The sequence below is a fragment of the Herbaspirillum sp. B65 genome (genome assembly GCF_000333555.1).
Classification (GTDB): domain Bacteria; phylum Pseudomonadota; class Gammaproteobacteria; order Burkholderiales; family Burkholderiaceae_D; genus Herbaspirillum; species Herbaspirillum rubrisubalbicans.
Window position 1 is genome coordinate 1 of sequence record NZ_BADI01000001.1, and the last position, 2,960, is coordinate 2,960.

Below are 2,960 nucleotides of genomic sequence, written 5' to 3' on the forward strand. Positions count from 1 at the left end.
TTCACGTTCGGGCATGGCGTAATTGCGGATCTTGCCAAGGTAGCGCTTCAGAGCCGGCGCTTCGGCGCGAGGAAGGCGCGTTCATAAACAAGCAGGAACTTGGTGTACCCCCAGCCATGGTCACTTTCCCCGATCACGTTTTCCGCCGGAACCCGTACGTTGTCGTAAAACACCTCAGCCAGGTGCGAACAGCCATCCAGACTGGCGATCGGCCGCACGGTGACACCCGGCGTATTCATGTCGAGCAACAGGAAGGAAATCCCTTTCTGCGGCTTGGCGTGCGCATCGGTACGCACCAGCACGAAGTTCCATTGGCCGTGGCTACCAAAGCTGGTCCAGATCTTCTGGCCATTGACGATATAGTGATCGCCATCGCGCACGGCACTGGTACGCAGCGAGGCCAGATCGGAACCGGCGCCTGGCTCGGAAAATGGCCAATATGGTGTGCGGCAAGACGGCGGTCTTTCCCTATGGCTCGCACCTGATCGTGATCGGCAATGTGATCGACGTGATCCAGGCCGAGCCGGCCGCGACCGCCGACGAGATCCGTCCACTGCTGTATTGCAACGCCGGTTATCGCTGAACACGGGTTTGTCGGGGCGAATCGGATCGGATGTCCTGTCTCGCATCCGGTGTGGTCGCATCCCTGCGTTTGTTTTGTTTCCTTTGGTTCATTCCCTCTTTCTAAGGCATTGGAGAAGACATCATGATCGTTGAAGAACAGGCCTCCCCTGGCGCCACTGCCATCGCGGCCAGCGCACAGCGGATAGGGTAGACATCGTCTCTGCCCTGAAAAAGACGTCGGAAAAGCTTGATCTTCGCTTCAGGAGATAACAGGCTCGGTACGGTTGACTTGGTGTTGTTAGTTGGGTGAAGTGTATTTAGCTGCGGAATTGAAATTCCGTGCTTGACTATGAGTGCTCGGAGCATCTCGTTTTCAGCGCGCAATCGAAAGAGTTCACTATCGACCTTTGACATACTTTGCTCGGTTTGTGAGTGCCAATGAAATGCATAGTTTGAATCGCCCCGGCATTAGACACTTTCCAGCCGGTTAAATACTGCTGTTCGAACTGTACCGGAGAAGCGTTGCCGCGATAGGAATAGCTACGTTTCGGGTTGTAGAGCATCTCGATGCAACTCAACACTATATGGTACAAAGTGTTGAAAGAATCGCATCTCCAGGAGGTTTTTCCGCGACAACGCTAGTGTTAGTGGTTATCAAATTGCTATTTGATAACAAGCAATTACCGACTTGGTCATTTTTACCGTTCGCCGTACACCAGGGAAGTTCAAAAAAGTTCGCGTAAAGTTGCATTCTGGCATTTACACCTCAGCCGCCGTGCGTTATTTTCTTTGCAACGTAATATGAGCGCGCAGCCCTTTGCCGAGCCTAAAGGCGCACAGGCTAATCCTCCCAGGACAGTAGTCAAGGAAGATTTTTTGCGCATCTATAGGAGCCTAGAAGGGGAGGCTTGCCGGCGTGCTCTGATTCTTGACACAAGAATATTGCAACCAGGGCTATCCAGTCGGGTAAAGGAGAGGTTGGGGCTTCTCCTTTGAGCTTAGATTGGAATAAAGGCCTCATCGCTAAACGAATTTCAGGTAGTGCCCGACACTACCTATGAGTAAAACAACTATCAGGTGGGAAGTAGATTCATGAATCAGCAGAACCTAGCAGCGGAAATCTGGAATGTAGCCGACACCCTGCGCGGGGATTTTAAGCAGTCCGAGTTTGGCCGTGTCATCTTGCCGTTTGCTGTATTGCGTCGCCTTGAATGTGTGCTTGAACCTACGAAGAAGGATGTTCTGGCCCAGTACGAGTCAGTCAAGGGCTCAAGTATCGACCTCGACCTGTTGCTGCCGGCGAAGGCAGGTGCAACTTTCTACAACGTCTCTCAATTCACACTGGCGACGCTGGGCTCAACCAGTACTCGCGCCAACCTTGAAGACTATGTGTCGAAGTTTTCCTCGAACGCACGTCAGGTTTTCGAGCACTTCGAATTTGCCAAATGGTTGGAGAAGTTAGAGAAGGCCAACTTGCTGTTCCTGGTCGCCCAGAAATTTTCGACTATCAACCTGCACCCCTCCGCTATCTCCAACCACGAGATGGGTCTGGTTTTCGAGCACTTGATTCGTAAGTTTGCCGAGTCGGCCAATGACACGGCGGGTGAGTTCTTCACGCCGCGTGATGTGGTGCGTCTGGCCACGACACTGGTCTTTTCCACAGACCACGATGCGCTTACTGGCGAAGGCGTTATCCGTACCGCCTACGACTGTGCTGCGGGCACCGGTGGATTCTTGTCGACTGCAATGGAGCAGGTAAAGGAGTGGAATCCGAACGCCAAAATCATTCCCTACGCCCAGGAATTGAATCCCGAGACCTACGCCATCTGCGTTGCTGACAAGCTGATTCAAGGCTACGACACAAAGAACATCAAGCTGGGCAACACGCTCAGCAACGACCAACTGCGTAACGAGAAGTTTGACTATTGCCTGGCTAACCCACCCTTCGGCGTGAAGTGGGAAAAGGTTCAGAAGGATGTCCAGGCAGAACACATCAATGACGGCTATGGTGGCCGCTTTGGCCCAGGTCTGCCGCGTGTCGGTGATGGTTCGTTGCTGTTCCTGATGCACTTGCTGTCTAAGCGCAAGCCCGTCGATGCCAATAGTAACGGCACCCGTATCGGCATTGTGCTGTCCGGTAGTCCTTTGTTCAATGGTGGCGCTGGTTCTGGTGAGAGCGAAATCCGTCGCTGGATTCTAGAGAACGATTGGCTCGAGGCCATCGTGGCCCTGCCGAACGACCTGTTCTACAACACGGGCATCGGTACATACATCTGGGTCCTGAGCAACAACAAGGCTGCTGACCGTAAGAATCTGGTTCAACTGATTGACGCCACTGGCATGCATCCCCCGATGCAGAAGTCGCTGGGCAGCAAGCGTAAGCGCTTGTCTGATGA

At 53.2% G+C, this 2,960-nt stretch carries 2 protein-coding genes and 2 pseudogenes; 2 read left to right on the top strand and 2 right to left on the bottom strand.

All coding sequences use genetic code 11. The features are described from left to right. Positions 1-431: pseudogene (locus I5W_RS00005) on the bottom strand (acyl-CoA dehydrogenase family protein); the annotation flags it as partial. Here I5W_RS00005 and I5W_RS30745 point away from each other — a divergent pair. Further along, a complete protein-coding gene (locus I5W_RS30745; RefSeq protein ID WP_252716826.1) occupies positions 431-583 on the top strand; it encodes a flavin reductase family protein in 153 nt (50 codons plus the stop codon). The pseudogene I5W_RS00005 and the gene I5W_RS30745 sit on opposite strands and share 1 nt — an antisense overlap. A gap of 328 nt (positions 584-911) precedes the next feature. On the opposite strand, the pseudogene I5W_RS34110 reads toward I5W_RS30745, so the two are convergent. Further along, positions 912-1,166 (bottom strand): annotated as a pseudogene (locus I5W_RS34110) (hypothetical protein); the annotation flags it as partial. Between the two features lie 490 nt (positions 1,167-1,656). On the opposite strand from I5W_RS34110, the gene I5W_RS00010 reads away from it, so the two are divergent. Further along, on the top strand, positions 1,657-2,960 hold a 1,304-nt coding region (locus tag I5W_RS00010; RefSeq protein WP_044527707.1), incomplete at its 3' end, for a type I restriction-modification system subunit M.

Excerpts from the sequence above, each read along its gene's own strand:
- I5W_RS30745 (WP_252716826.1), top strand. The coding sequence starts at position 431 with ATGGCCAATATGGTGTGCGGCAAGACGGCGGTCTTTCCCTATGGCTCG.